General features: G+C 49.6%; 8 protein-coding genes. 7 read left to right on the top strand and 1 reads right to left on the bottom strand.

Annotated elements, in window-relative coordinates:
* Positions 1 to 351: 351 nt before the first annotated feature.
* Positions 352 to 1,365: a LacI family DNA-binding transcriptional regulator gene (locus tag C557_RS0118185; RefSeq protein WP_018753313.1), complete on the bottom strand. Its 1,014-nt coding sequence runs from the start codon at positions 1,363 to 1,365 to the stop codon at positions 352 to 354.
* 384 nt (positions 1,366 to 1,749) lie between these two features.
* Here C557_RS0118185 and C557_RS0118190 point away from each other — a divergent pair, with 384 nt between their 5' ends.
* The 7 genes from C557_RS0118190 (at position 1,750) to C557_RS0118225 (ending at position 12,368) form a co-directional block, all read left to right on the top strand.
* Positions 1,750 to 3,111 (top strand): ABC transporter substrate-binding protein, encoded by a 1,362-nt coding sequence (locus tag C557_RS0118190; protein WP_018753314.1) that lies wholly within the window; start codon positions 1,750 to 1,752, stop codon positions 3,109 to 3,111.
* Positions 3,112 to 3,200: 89 nt separating this feature from the next.
* Positions 3,201 to 4,094, top strand: coding sequence for a carbohydrate ABC transporter permease (locus C557_RS0118195; protein WP_018753315.1), 894 nt, complete (start codon positions 3,201 to 3,203; stop codon positions 4,092 to 4,094).
* Between the two features lies 1 nt (position 4,095).
* Positions 4,096 to 4,932, top strand: coding sequence for a carbohydrate ABC transporter permease (locus C557_RS0118200; protein WP_018753316.1), 837 nt, complete (start codon positions 4,096 to 4,098; stop codon positions 4,930 to 4,932).
* Positions 4,933 to 4,966: 34 nt separating this feature from the next.
* Positions 4,967 to 7,693, top strand: coding sequence for a GH36-type glycosyl hydrolase domain-containing protein (locus C557_RS0118205; RefSeq protein WP_018753317.1), 2,727 nt, complete (start codon positions 4,967 to 4,969; stop codon positions 7,691 to 7,693).
* 22 nt (positions 7,694 to 7,715) lie between these two features.
* Positions 7,716 to 8,606, top strand: a complete 891-nt coding sequence (locus C557_RS0118210) for a hypothetical protein (protein ID WP_018753318.1) — start codon at positions 7,716 to 7,718, stop codon at positions 8,604 to 8,606.
* Positions 8,607 to 8,792: 186 nt separating this feature from the next.
* Positions 8,793 to 10,589, top strand: a complete 1,797-nt coding sequence (locus C557_RS0118220; protein WP_018753320.1) for a sensor histidine kinase — start codon at positions 8,793 to 8,795, stop codon at positions 10,587 to 10,589.
* A 33-nt stretch (positions 10,590 to 10,622) separates the two neighbouring features.
* Positions 10,623 to 12,368, top strand: coding sequence for a response regulator (locus tag C557_RS0118225; protein WP_083930255.1), 1,746 nt, complete (start codon positions 10,623 to 10,625; stop codon positions 12,366 to 12,368).
* Positions 12,369 to 12,685: the final 317 nt, after the last annotated feature.

Below are 12,685 nucleotides of genomic sequence, written 5' to 3' on the forward strand. Positions count from 1 at the left end.
CTTGCATATCCGACAGGCCTCCCCAGATAAGAACGCCATCTTTCCGCCCGTGCCTGCCCAAGTCTACGGCTACAGCCCTTGGCAGCTTTGGATTTCGTCATGTATTGGTGACTCATCCGACTGCAACCGCCTCCAATTGGATTCGTGTACCTCAGGCCGTGCTTTTGCCTCCGGCTTCCTTCAGATTCCACCTCACGGTGGACACCCTTGCCCTTGGCTAACGGTAGGCGCTTGCCAGCCCCCGCTCGGGACTTTCACCCTAGAGATGACGCCCATGCTGGGCGTACAATGAAGAAAACCGTCCCATGATACCGGGACGGTTTTTTTGTACTGTTGCAAACGAAGAAGCCATTACCTGTTGCTTCCGCAGGAATCGCGAAAGACTAACTCAGGCTCCACAACCACGTTGCTTGCTACAGACTGATTATTAATCAAGTCATAGAGCAAGGAGGCGGCCAAGCGTCCGATTTTTTCCTTATTCTGACGAACTGTGGTCAGCGGCGGCAGCGTATATTGGCAGGCTTCGATATCATCACAGCCGATGATGGCAACGTCCTGGGGAATCCGTAGATGATGCTCCTTCAAAGCCCGCATGGCACCGATAGCGAGCAGATCAGAAGCAGCGAAAATGGCCGTGGGCAAAGGACCTGCCTGGATCATCTGCTTCATGGCCTCATATCCACTCGACTCAAAGAAATTGGTGCCATTCACGAACCAGGCGTCGTTTTGTGGCAGTCCAAAGCTCTCGATGGCATCCTTGTACCCTTTCTCTCGCAGATTTGAAATATCAGACTCCAGCGTACTCCCAATGTATCCTAAATCGCGGTGGCCCTGAAGGTAAAAATGCTCGACCACCTTGAAAGACATCTTATAATTGTCCGACATAACATATCCGGACATCTGCCCGCTTAATTGAATATCCACTCCAATGCAGGGAATATCGCTCTGATCCAGTTCGCGAATGGATTCCTCCACCTCCTGGCCGGTAATGATCACACAGCCGTCTACCTGAAAATGCAGGCAACGGGCCAAATAATCCCCATCCGAGGAACGAAATTTCTCATTGGAAAAGAAAAGTAAATCATAGCCTAGAAGGCCCATCTGCTTCTTGAATGAATTGAGTACCTCCACAAAAAAAGGATGCATGAAATCTACATTTAGCTTGCCCGCAAAAATAACACCAATCAAATTCGACTTTTTAGTAGCTAAGGTTTTCGCTGAATTTGAAGGGGTATATCCGGTTTGTTTCATAATTTCGAGAACTTTCGTTCGAGTTGCTTCAGAAATATCACTGTAATTATTAATAATCTTGGAGACGGTGGATACAGATACACCTGCCATTTCCGCGATTTTTTTAATATTCATCGACAAGGTAGGGCCCCCTTAACATATAACCAAGTATCTTTTGAATCAGAAATATGGTTTTGCTAGTTTACGAAAACTTTCGTAAATAGTGTACCTATCCCTGCGGCATTCGTCAATGACTTTGCTTCAATTCGGTTTTCTTTCAGGCAGGGCAAGGTGAATAGACTCTTTGCAGTGTTAGCTTGATAAAGGTGCGTATAAAAAGAGCTTTACAAACTAAAAAGATGATGTAATAATATGTTTGACGAAACCGCTTTCGTTAAAATGAAGATCATATTATTATTTGTTTTATTTTTACGAAAATTTCGGAATCCTCTTCGGGTAAAGAGAATAATCCGGAGAAGCGGTGTCAAGCCATTAAATTATGTAGGGGGTACAAAGCAAATGACGAAGAAAATTTGGGTCTTGGTTCTGGTCAGCGCACTGACGCTCAGCCTGGCGGCATGCGGAGGCGGTAATAAAGGCGACAGTGCAGCCTCGGAAGGAGAAGGGAGCAGTAAGGCGAGCGGAGAGAAGAAAGTCGTTAAAATTCTTCACTGGAAGCAAGAGAATATCAATAAAGCGATGGAAGAAATTAACGCAGACTTCGAGAAGCAGTATCCCGAATATAAGGTGGACTACACGACAACAGGTCCGGATGATGAATACAAGCAAGCCCAGAGAGCAAGAATCACGGCCAATGATGTAGACATTCTGGCCGATCTGTCGGGGATGCGTTTATCTCCGCAAGAATGGACGCCGGGTGCGAAGGTGCCGGATTGGCAGCAATGGATCGATTCCGGTCTGATCGCGGATTTGTCCGGTCAGGAGTTCATTAAGAACTGGAACGCCAATGATATTGAGAAGGCCGGTACTTACAACGGTAAAGTGTATGCGGTTCCTACAGGCAAGGTAGCGATGTCCGGTTTGTTCTACAATAAAGAAATTTTTGAGGAAAATGGACTTTCCGTACCTACAACCTGGAGCGAGTTGCTTCAGCTTTGTGAGGATTTGAAAGCAAAGGGCATTACACCGATCGGTGTGGCCGGCAAAGACGTGTGGCCGCTGAAAATGCCAGTATTTGCCCTGCAAGCCAAGATTCTGGGTGGCGGCGATCAGCAGAAGTGGATTGAGGGCGTTTGGAAGGGCGAAACGGCCTACAACGATGCTGAGGCTGTAGAAGTATTGGAGAAGATGAAGACACTGCAAGACAATTATATGATTGATGGGTTTATGGGTATTGACTACGCTTCGGCCCCGGCCATTTTTGCTACAGGCAAAGTAGCCATGCTGGCTGACGGATCCTGGGATGCTCCCACCATTGCAACGGCAAATCCTGATTTGAAGTTTGGTTATTTCCCGCTTCCAGCAACAGAGGATGCTGCGAAAAACGCTTCTTTCGTTGGTAAATACGATGTAACCTGGTACGTAACTGAGAAAGGTCCAAACCAAGAAGGTGCGCTAAAATGGCTGGAATTCTTCTCACAACCTGAGAACTATACGAAGTTCGTAAAAGCAGCCGGATTTATTCCGACACAAGACAATATCTCCACAGACAGTGAATTCATTGATAAAGAATTGACGCCTTACCTGGGCGATTTTGAACTGGCCTATGAAATTATGATGATTAACCGTCAGAATGTTGGGGAGCATCTTGCCGCAGAAGGCGTGCATACCGAATACCTTGCTCCGGGAGGAGAGTTTAAGTCCGCGAAGGAACTGGCTGACGTACAACAAAAAGAATGGGAAGCTGCAGCTCCTAAATAAGTAAAGGAACATTCAGACCATACTGTCATCGGGGTCCCGCACTCACGGGCCCCGATCATTTATTGATTTGGATCAGCGAGGTGAGAGACATGTATCCATTTGGAAAAGGATTTGCCCGTTATATCCCTTTTCTTCTATTACTTATTCCCCTGGCATTGTACGTTATATTTTATTTTGGCCCGTCCATGCTGACCGTTATTTATTCTTTTACGGATGTGAAGAACGTGCCTGGAAGCCCCATTCATTTCGTGGGTCTGGGTAATTATTATGATTTGTTCTTCTCAGGAAATTCAGGGGAGCGGTGGCGCTCCATTGCCAATACATTGATCTTTATGCTTTTGGTAACGATCTTACAGAACGGCGTGGGATTATTCGTTGCTGTGCTCATTAATCAAAGGCTGCGGGGCGATTATTTCTACCGGGCCGTATTTTTCCTTCCGGTCGTGCTGGGAGTCGCTGTGGTTGCCCTGATCTGGGGGATGATGTTCGATCCGCTAAGCGGTCCGGTGAACATGCTGTACGATTGGCTGTTTGGCTATAAGGATATGTTCTTCTCCAGCTTCACTCATGCATTTGGCTACATTATTTTCGTGCAAATCTGGATGTACATGGGCTATTCCATGCTGATCTTTCTGGCCGGTCTACAAACCGTACCCAAGGATTTGTACGAGGCGGGGTATATTGACGGGACGAGCAAATGGCAATCCTTCCGCCATATTACCTTCCCGCTGATTTCGCCTTCCTTTACCGTGAACATGCTGCTTTCCATCATTGGAGCGATGTCGACCTTCGATATCATTCTGGCAACGACGGATGGCCGCTTTAACACAAGAACCATGGCCTATGACGTGTACAAGGAAACCTTCCGCGGCAGCTTGGAGATGGGTCTTCCTTCTGCTTTGTCCGTTATTCAGTTCTTGATCATCCTTGCTTTCGTTGTGGTTGCGGTTAAGCAAATGCGTAAGAGAGAGGTGGAATACTAATATGAAAAACTCCAAGTCCTTTCTGATTTTATCTTACGCCGTCATTGCGATTTTACTGGTCCTATATGTTGCTCCGCTTATTCTGGTACTCAATGTCTCACTCAAGTCGTATCCCGAGTATCTGATCAATCCGATTGGTCTCGTCAAAGAGGTGCAATGGAGCAACTACATTAGCGCTTGGACGGAAGGGAACTTTACCAACTATTTTCTTAATAGTGTGATCTATACCGGGGTTGCGACTGTACTTACCATCATCGTGTCGGTGCTGGGAGCGTTTCCGGTGGCGCGGGGTTATGTAAAATGGAGTGGCTTCATTTATTTGTTCTTCTTGCTGTCCCAATTCCTGCCTAATCCGATGGTCGCACAATATAAGCTGATGCTGACATTCAAGGAAAGTATGGATTTCTTCGGTTACGATACCAAGCTGGGTTATATCATTTTGAAAACAAGTGGTACTGGCGTAGTGTTCATGATGTTTGTCGGTTACATCAAATCGATCAGCCGTGATCTGGATGAAGCCGCCGGGATGGACGGGTCAGGATATTTGCGGTATCTGTTCCAAATTATTCTTCCCTTGATGAAGCCGGTTATTGCGACTGGGGTTATTCTGACGGCGATCGGGGTCTGGAATGATTTTGTTGGACCGATTATGTATTTACCGAGCAAAGTCAATTATCCGATCACTTTCGGATTGAAGGAGTTCAAAGGGCAGTACGGCAACAACTGGCCGCTATTAGCCTGCGGGATTACCATTGTCGCTGCGCCGCTGATCATCCTGTATACCTTCATTCAGAAATATCTGGTGGATGGAGCGCTGGCCGGAGCCGTTAAATCGTGATGCGCCTAATCAAGAGGGAGAGGGAGAAACGAACATGAAACACCAAGGCTGGAGGTTTGAGGGGAAGGACGGAGCATTCATACTGGAGCAGCCTGAGCTTACGAGCTACCTGTACTTCCCATTAGTGAATGAAGCGGGGATGATGTCAGCCGTTGCACCCAATCTGCACGGGGAGATCACGACCGGACACAATACGTTTTTGATGGAGCCTATCTCGGCGGAAGACTTGCACAACTCTAAAGCGGCCCGGAATTTTTGGGTTTATTCTGAAGGCTTTGGCCCTTGGTCTGTCGGTGGCAATTCGGCGAAGCAACAGGCCGATGTATTCTCGGAGGATAAGGACCATACCGAGCTGAAGGCAGGCTTCTTATGGCATTCGGTGACGCGAAAGAACACCAAGCTTGGGCTGAAGGCCGAGACGGTTAACTTTATTCCGGTTACGGATGATAAGGTCGAGCTGATGAAAATACGGCTGACGAACACGGGAAAAGGCACGTTAAGACTGACACCAACGGCGGCGATTCCGCTCTATGGCCGCTCGGCTGATGATCTTCGAGATCATCGGCATGTGACTTCCCTGCTGCATCGGATTTATACCTCATCCCACGGCATTGAGGTTCAGCCGGCTTTATCCTTTGACGAGCGCGGGCACCGGGTGAATAAGATGACTTACGGAGTGCTGGGAGCTGAAGCGGATGGAACGGCGCCCATTGGCTATTTTCCGATCGTTGAGGATTTCATAGGGGAAGGCGGAGCGCTGGATTGGCCGCAATCCGTCGTGTCCAACTTGTCGCCAGAGGTCGCTTCGGGTGCGGTGCTGGAGGGATATGAAGCAGTTGGCGCCTTGCGCTTTGCTGATGTAGAGCTGCGGCCGGGCCAGACGGTCTCCTACGTTATCGCGATGATGGTTGCCGATGAGCGAATTCATCAGGAACAGGTTGTGGCCCGCTACTTGACGGAGCAGCGCTTTGAAGAACTTCTGGAGCAAAATCGTAGCTATTGGCGTCAGAAGCTGGACGTCGTATCGTTTCATTCCGGTGATACGGAGCAAGATTTGTGGATGAAGTGGGTTACCTTGCAGCCGGTATTACGTCGACTGTACGGCAATTCGTTTTTGCCCTACCATGATTACGGACGCGGTGGTCGAGGGTGGCGTGATCTGTGGCAGGATTGCCTGGCCTTGATGGTGATGGAGCCGGAAGAGGTAGGCTTCCTGTTGTATAACAACTATGCGGGGGTTCGCATCGACGGCAGCAATGCCACGATCATCGGCAGCAAGCCGGGCGAATTTATCGCTGATCGGAACAACATCCCCCGCGTCTGGATGGATCACGGAGCCTGGCCGCTGCTAACGACTCTGTTGTATATCCATCAAAGCGGGGATATCGGATTTTTATTACAGCCGCAAACCTATTTCCGAGATGTGTTCGTCAAACGCAGCCGGGAAAGGGACGATAGCTGGTCACCAGAACAAGGCAACAAGCTGCTTGCGGCTAACGGAGAAGTGTATGAAGGGACGATTCTGGAGCATATTTTACTGCAAAATGTGGTGCCGTTCTTTAATGTCGGAGAGCATGGGAATATCAAGCTGGAGGGAGCCGATTGGAACGATGGGCTTGATCTGGCTCCTGTTAAAGGAGAGAGTGTAGCCTTTACGGCATTCTACGCGAGTAATCTGGCGGAGCTGGCCAAGCTCTTGACCCATTTGCAGCAGTCAGCGGGAATTGGGGAGATTGAAGTTGCTGAGGAAATGGCCATTTTGCTGGACAGTTTGAGCGAGTCTTTGTCTTACGATAGTATCCAGGCCAAGCAGGAGCGGCTGAACAGTTATTATGATTCTGTCACTCCGTCGGTAAGCGGACGCAAGCTGAAGTTGCAGGTTGCCAAGGTGGTCCAGGACCTGGAGCGGAAGGCGGACTGGATGGTTAAGCACTTGCGCACCCAGGAGTGGATTCGCAGCGAGGCCGGGCTTGAGTGGTTCAACGGCTATTACAATAACGATGGTGAGCGGGTTGAAGGGGATCATCCGCAAGGTGTACGTATAACGTTAACCGGACAGGTATTCCCGATCATGGGCCAGGTAGCCACGGAGGAACAGGTGGGCCGTATTACAGAAGCAGTAGACCGCTACCTCAAGGATGAGCGGATCGGTTATCGGCTTAATTCCCGTTTCGGAGAGATACAGCAGAATTTGGGCCGCGCCTTCGGCTTTGCCTTTGGACATAAGGAGAATGGCGCCATGTTCAGCCATATGACGGTGATGTATGCCAATGCCTTGTACAAGCGGGGATTCGTCAAGGCTGGCAAGGAAGTGCTGGATTCCGTCTACCGTCTGTCTACCGACTTTCCAAACAGCCGGATGTATCCGGGGGTTCCGGAATATATTAACGAACGGGGCCGGGGCATGTATACTTATTTAACGGGGTCAGCAAGCTGGCTGCTGCTTACGCTGCTCACGGAAGTCTACGGAGTCAGGGGATATTACGGCGATCTGTGCATTGAGCCCAAGCTGACAAAAGAGCAATTTGATGCTAACGGAGAGGCATCCGTAGTGACGAGCTTTGCCGATCGCAAGCTGCATATCGTATTCCACAATCCCGAGGGGAAGGATTACGGAGATTACAAGCTTAAGGGAGCTGCACTGGGCAATAAGCCATTGTCCTGCAAAATGCAAGGGCAAGGCTGTGTGATTCCGCGCCGCGAGCTTGCGGCATTGTCAGATAAAGCTGTTCACCGTATAGAAATCACGCTTGGCGTGTAGAAATAGCAAGGTGGTAGAGCAGATGGCGTATATGTTAAAAAATGATGTGTTAACGGTAGAGATTGCAGGCTTGGGTGAAGCCTATTCGGGAGTCCGCTTTGATGGATCGGGCATCATTACCGGGGTTACGTTGGCTGAAGGTGGCCATCGCTTCTGTGTGAAGGAGAGCTTGGCCCCCGAAGGGGGCACGGGCGGGATCGGCTTATGCAGTGAATTTGGAATTCGCAAGGCGATTGGATATACAGAAGCCAAGCCTGGTGAAGCCTTTCCGAAGCTTGGAGTAGGGCTTCTTACGCGTCCCGATGATACAGGCTACCTGTTTTACAGAGATTACGCCTGCCAACGCTTCACTACCCGAATAGAACAGCCAAGCCAGGAGCGGATTAGCTTTATTACCTTGCCGCTTGAACATCAAGGGTACGCCGCTTATATGGAGAAGCATATCGAAATTAGCGGAGGCCGGCTTACGGTGGAATATGTCGTAGAGAATCACGGAACGAAGCTGCTTGATACCGATGAATATTCACACAATTTTTTCGGTATAGACGACCATAAGGTAGGGCCGGAATATGTATTGCGCTTCCCTGGGCCGGTCCACCCATGGAGTGACGATCCAGCCACGCTTGCGGGGGTGCGCTTTGCAGGAAATGAAGTGTCCTGGGAGCGTGAGCCAACGGAGGACTTCTATTTCTGCCTGGAGCCGCTGGATGGACGTGAGCAGCCCTGGCTGTGGGAGCTTTCCCATCGGCCAAGCGGAGTGGCGGTACGCGAACTCAGCAAGCTTCCGATATCTGAGGCGGCTGTCTGGGGGCATGGGCATGTGGTGGCGCCGGAGATGTTCGTTGAGGTGAAGCTGGCTCCTGGTGAACGGCAAAGCTGGACACGAATTTATGAATTCATGAAATTGGTTTAGGCCAGAAAAATGGCGATGCGGAGAAGCCTCCGTGTCGCCATTTTTCTGTTCACTGGGAGGGACGTAGGTAGTGATTTCGTTTGCTTGTGCATAAGAAACGACAAAAAAAGGACCAAAATAAACATTGCAAGCGATTTCAAATGTCCGTACACTTCAAGTGAACAGAGATTTGAGGGGGCGCTTGCCATGCGATTTATAGTTTCCTATATCGAGAAAAACAGGTGGAGCATTTCGCGAATTTTGAACACCTCTTTTTTCCTGATGATTACCATTCCGATTTTGTTGGTGACTTTATTTGCGGTACGCTCTCTTAATTCTATTATGCTGGGCAACTTGACCAACCAGGCCTTGCAGACTCTTGAACAGCAGGCTGACAGCTTTGATGCCAAGGCCACCATGATGATTAATACAGCATCAGCCATCGCCAATGATGATCAAATCATCTCAACATCTGCGGCGATTCATAAGAACGAGGGGCAAGCAAGCCAATTCGAGCTACGCAAGTCGTTGGACAAACAGTTGAACAATTATTTTCACTATACGTCCGATGTAGTGAGCGTGCTGTTCCTGTTTAAAAATCAGGGCTCCTACGCCTATAAAAGAAATATGGATCTCGATCTGTCGCAGTTGTATGCGATGGAATGGTATCGAGAGGCAGAGCAGCAGAAGAACCGGGTAAGCCTGTTTGGCGTGCAGGAGAGTGCACGCAGCTTGGGACAAGGAGATCATTACTTTACGGCAGCGGTGTCACCCAAATACAGTACATTATTTTATAACGTGGAAATGATATATTTCATCTTCCGTTCCTCTGATTTTCTGGAGCGGCTGGATGCCAGCAGGGGAGAAGGCGGAGAGATATACGTGATTGGCTCCGGGGGGGATGTGATTGCTGCCAATGACGTAGCTGCCATGCAGCAAGGAATCACGGACCGGCTCTATTTGGAGGAAGCTCTAGATGGGAAGCAGGGCAGCTACGTTAAAAAGATCGCAGGTAATCAGTCCTTTATCATCTATACAACGTCTGATTTGGGCTGGAAATACATCAAGGTGGTGCCTTATGGACAAATAGTTGATCAGGTCAGAAGTGTGTTCCTGAGCATGATTGTGTTCTCTATTGGTGGTCTGATCGTGTTCCTGCTGGTATCTTACGGACTGACTCATAGCATTGTGAATCCGATTCTGTCCTTGTTCCGCGGGATGTCCCAGGCTAAGACCGGCAATCTCAAAACAAGGCTAACCCCTTCCGGGCCGCTGGAAATTCATGTGTTAGGAACGGCATTTAACGAAATGAATGCGAACATGGAGCGGCTGATCGCTGAGATTAAAGATCAGGAAACACAAAAGCGTCTGCTGGAAATCCGGGCACTGCAATCACAAATTAATCCGCACTTTCTGTTGAATACACTTAACACAATCAAGCTGATGGGGGCTATATCCAAGGCGGATCATATCGTGAAAATGACGGATGCCCTGACCAGATTATTGTCCTCCACGCTGAATAAGGGCGGAATGTATGCAACGGTAGGCCAGGAAATAGGTTTGCTGGGGGAGTATCTTCAAATTATGAAGACCCGTTACGGTGACCTGTTTGATGTGCATTATGACATCGATCCGGCACTGGAGCATGTATACATTTTAAAGCTGCTGCTGCAGCCGATTATGGAAAATGCCATTCTGCACGGCCTACACGAGAAGGAGACGCGCGGGAACATCTATATTTGGGGCGAGCAGCAGGGGACTGACTGCCGCTTCGTTATTGAGGATGATGGCATAGGCATTGATGCTGAGAAGCTGCCGTTATTGCTGTCCTCCCAGCGACAAAGCAAGGAGAGCTTCAGCGGCTTGGGGCTCCGCAATGTGCATGAACGTATCCGTCTCAACTATGGTGAACCATATGGTCTTCATATTACCAGCCTGCAAGGCGAGGGGACCCGAGTGGAGCTGCTGTTGCCTTGGCTTGAAGAGAACCCTGAGGATATTTAATGTGCACGGCAGCTACCTCTATAAGGAGGAAAAATGATGATTCGAGTATTGTTGGTTGATGATGAGCCTATTGTACGTATTGCTATGCGCGAACTAATTCCGTGGGAGCGGCTGGGCTGTGAGATTGCCGGGGAGGCTGCTCACGGCCGTGAAGCCTTGAAGAGGCTGGAGGGGAACGGCATTGACTTATTGCTTGTGGATATGCAGATGCCGCATATGAATGGCATAGAGTTGATTCGGGAACTCCACGCTCGCGGGCGAATGGAGGAACTGGTTGTAATCGTGCTTAGCGCCTACTCGGACTATGAATACGTCAGAGAGGCCTTCTTGTATGGGGCCAGCGATTATATGATCAAGAACGACCTGGAGGAAGCCAAGGTCGTTCCGGTGATTAATAAGGCAGTAGAGGTGATTTATCAGCGGATGAATGCTTGGGAGCGGAGGAATCAGGAGACGCGATCCCGGGAGCAGAAGTTGAAGGAGAATTGGCTAGTTAATGCCGTAAGATTGCACGCAAATGGTTCTCCTGTGGCTGTAGAGACGTTATCTCTGGAGGAAGTCGGAGAGGGAACCAAAGCGGCGAATACGGAGCCATTTCTCTTCCTTAAGTGGTGGAGTGAAGCGGGGGGACGTGACCGGCAGTCAATCGGTTGCTTGCTGCTGGACCCATGCCATAGAGGAAAGCAGGGAGGGGATTTGGAGCAGCAGGCCCGGTTTGTTATGCATACCGTACGCCAGGTTGTGGAGGGCTATGGCCATGAGCTGATCATCGTGCCGGTCGATCCCGGAGAGTTTGCGATGCTTCTATGGGTGACGGAGCGTGCGGAAGGACAGCCTTATCGAATTCGGATGACAGAGATGCTGCACAAGACCTTCTCCCATTTGCAGCAATATGTCGGTGTCACCGGGGCGGTCGGCTTGGCGGAGCCATGCTCGCATTGGCAAGCTTGGCAATCCCGGTACCTTAAGGCACGATTGTTGGCGCAGCTCCGTTTTTTTCGGGGCGGAGGTGAGGTATTCTTCACGGAAGCATTACCAGCGCAGACGGAGCAGGGTCAAAAGCCACCGGTCTGGAATATCTCCGGGTTAATCCGCAATATCGAGCTGGGCAGTGGGGAATGGGAGAGGGAATTACAGGAAGGGATGGAACGTCTGAGGCAGTCGGGACACACCATGATTGAGGTTCTCCTTCAGCCTTATCTTGCCTTGCTGTGGGAACTGGGATCACTGCTACGCGCCCAAGGACTGGACTGGGGGGAGCTCAGTGTAGGCAATCCATCCCCGGCGGAGCAACTCAAACAGTTCAATTTCCTGACGGAGGTGGAGAACTATATGCTGGGCCTGGTTCGGCAGGTAGCCGAGATGGTGCATCCGCTCTCTCGTGTTGCAGAAACGGCGCCGAGACTGGTCTCCAAGGTCAAGGAATGGATCGATGGGCATTATCACGAGCCGCTCTCCCTGACCCTTGCCAGTGAGATGGCTGGCATCAGTGAAAGCTATCTCAGTAAGGTCTTCGCCAAGGAGATGGGCGAGACCTTCGTAGAATATGTTGCTCGGCGGCGCATAGAGAACGCTATCGTGATGCTGCAAAGCGGTATGAAGCTGTATGAGATCGGGGAGCGGGTGGGTTATCCAAACCCCGGACATTTCACGAAGGTGTTCAAAAGGATTACGGGGAAGACGCCGCTGGAATACCGTGAACAATTGAAAGAGGATGTTCAAAAAGTCGTCTTCCCAGAACGAAGCTGTTCGAGGAGTAAACTCGACATCGAATCTTGAATTCAGCCGGGCCTAGCAGAAGCTTCCGTAGTATGTTTCCTTCAGAAGCATTTGAGTTGCTCACGTACCCATGCTTCCGAAGTCGTTTTCTCCGAAAACGTGTAGCTCTGCTACTCAGTCCCTGGCTTTATCCAACTAAAGCGTTTTGAAAAAACGCACATCGAAAGCATAAGCTTTGGTCCTGTAAACCCGACTTTTTGAACTCGCGCTTAAAGGATAAAAAGAGAGAAGAAAAGGATAAACAGAGATAATTGAAAGCGCAGCCAAAGGAAATATAATAAACCTGTAAACGGATTCATATTACAAATTTATAAGGG

Origin of the sequence: Paenibacillus sanguinis 2301083 = DSM 16941 (assembly GCF_000374825.1) — a bacterium.
Classification (GTDB): domain Bacteria; phylum Bacillota; class Bacilli; order Paenibacillales; family Paenibacillaceae; genus Fontibacillus; species Fontibacillus sanguinis.

Coding starts and splice junctions, on each gene's coding strand:
- C557_RS0118185 (WP_018753313.1), bottom strand. CDS start 1,365: ATGAATATTAAAAAAATCGCGGAAATGGCAGGTGTATCTGTATCCACC.
- C557_RS0118190 (WP_018753314.1), top strand. CDS start 1,750: ATGACGAAGAAAATTTGGGTCTTGGTTCTGGTCAGCGCACTGACGCTC.
- C557_RS0118195 (WP_018753315.1), top strand. CDS start 3,201: ATGTATCCATTTGGAAAAGGATTTGCCCGTTATATCCCTTTTCTTCTA.
- C557_RS0118200 (WP_018753316.1), top strand. CDS start 4,096: ATGAAAAACTCCAAGTCCTTTCTGATTTTATCTTACGCCGTCATTGCG.
- C557_RS0118205 (WP_018753317.1), top strand. CDS start 4,967: ATGAAACACCAAGGCTGGAGGTTTGAGGGGAAGGACGGAGCATTCATA.
- C557_RS0118210 (WP_018753318.1), top strand. CDS start 7,716: ATGGCGTATATGTTAAAAAATGATGTGTTAACGGTAGAGATTGCAGGC.
- C557_RS0118220 (WP_018753320.1), top strand. CDS start 8,793: ATGCGATTTATAGTTTCCTATATCGAGAAAAACAGGTGGAGCATTTCG.
- C557_RS0118225 (WP_083930255.1), top strand. CDS start 10,623: ATGATGATTCGAGTATTGTTGGTTGATGATGAGCCTATTGTACGTATT.